This is a genomic window from Saccharophagus sp. K07 (assembly GCF_014336955.1).
Lineage (GTDB): Bacteria > Pseudomonadota > Gammaproteobacteria > Pseudomonadales > Cellvibrionaceae > UBA5868.
Genome location: NZ_QRAI01000015.1, coordinates 1 through 1,409 on the forward strand (window position 1 = coordinate 1; position 1,409 = coordinate 1,409).

The window sequence follows — 1,409 nt, forward strand, 5'->3', positions numbered from 1 at the left end:
TTGGAATGGCAATATTTTGCCGGGACAAACTGTCAGCTTTGGTATGCAGGGCAATAAAGGCAGCGACAGTGCGGAATTGCCGCAGTTGCAGGGAGAGCTTTGTACTCGATGATGAAAAAGCCCGGCGCAGGGATTCGTCGGGCTCTTGTTGTGACAGGTAAACAGATTGAGAAGCTTGGGTTGGTAAACCCATTCAATTAAATAAATCTGCCGCCTCTTTCGCTTATGGCAATTGGCGCAATTTTTTTGTTCCTCACCTTTTCGTGGTGCAAAAGCGCGGGGTATATGAGTAATACAGCTGAGGGTTAAATCCTTCTCTTAAATACACCTCAGTAGGAACTGAAAAATCTTCTATTGGCAATCTTCCAAAAAGCTGGTCACCATATTTTAAAATATTAACGCATCCGTTAATTTTTACAGCAGTACAGCGAGCCGAATAATCAGCTTTTTTAACATCATACCGAACTCCATCGCTCACAAAAAATATCCTCGTGTCTCCAAAAAAATAATGCCCCCCCTTTTCATCCGTCCAACTCATTTTCGGAACACATATTTCCTTGCTAGATTTGGATGTAAATTTAAGGAGGAAGGCTCTTTCATTAGCATCATATGACGCGGACAAGTCATAAAGGTCACCTGGGACAACATGGTCACCCTCTCTTTTTTGGACTGCGCATGACACTGAAACCAGAACCAAGAACAACAGATTGGTTACTCGCAATATGTTAATCATCACCACACCAAATTCATTAGATAATCAGGATTGTTGACTTTCTCTGCCGGAGATAGAGAATTATAATGGTCTAAAAAGCTTTTCTCGCCTGAACAACAATAGGCTCTTTTTCCCCTCGTCCAGTCACTAAGCCCTGCAGTATGAAGAGATTCATGAGTCAGAACCCTTTTAAAAGCCGTTCCTCCAACTTTGAACGCATCATGTCCTAAGTTAACTGTTACTGTATTTCCTCCAGCACCATTGACATAGGCTGCTGTATCTTTATTTCCACTCCAATTATCTGCAGAAACCGCATTAGCAACTTTTCCGTCCGACCCATCGCTTCTTAATGCAGCAGCGCCGCCGCGCAAATTAGAAGCGGCTGTTCGTAAGTCTGCTCCGCCTTCCTCGCCTTTTGAGTCCAATTTGTCCGCCTTTGCCTCTAGTTTATCTGCTCGGCTTTCCATTTTGCCTGCAGCACTTTGCTGAGCCTTATCAAACTTTTTCCATTGCTCGTCTGTGAAGCCCGTACCCCTGCCGTATTTTCCAGTTGGATCAATCATATTGACCGGATCATTTCCCACATAAGCATAAAGATTCATCTGATCTTCATACCCCACAGGATCGGTTTGCAAAAACCGCCCGAGCGCCGGATTGTAGATTCTCGCACGGTAATAATATAGGTCCAACTCCGGCA

3 protein-coding genes are annotated in these 1,409 nt (G+C 44.1%); 1 reads left to right on the plus strand and 2 read right to left on the minus strand.

What is annotated here, in order from left to right; all coding sequences use genetic code 11:
- Window positions 1-13 precede the first annotated feature (13 nt).
- The gene (locus DWB84_RS18735) at window positions 14-112 is read left to right on the plus strand and encodes a hypothetical protein (protein ID WP_370589749.1); all 99 of its coding nucleotides are present in this window, start codon (window positions 14-16) and stop codon (window positions 110-112) included.
- 141 nt (window positions 113-253) lie between these two features.
- Here the strand turns inward: DWB84_RS18735 and DWB84_RS18740 are convergent, their stop codons facing one another.
- A complete protein-coding gene (locus DWB84_RS18740; protein WP_187411349.1) occupies window positions 254-538 on the minus strand; it encodes a hypothetical protein in 285 nt (94 codons plus the stop codon).
- 194 nt (window positions 539-732) lie between these two features.
- Window positions 733-1,409 (minus strand): RHS repeat-associated core domain-containing protein (locus DWB84_RS18745; RefSeq protein ID WP_187411350.1); only part of this gene is annotated, 677 nt, incomplete at its 5' end.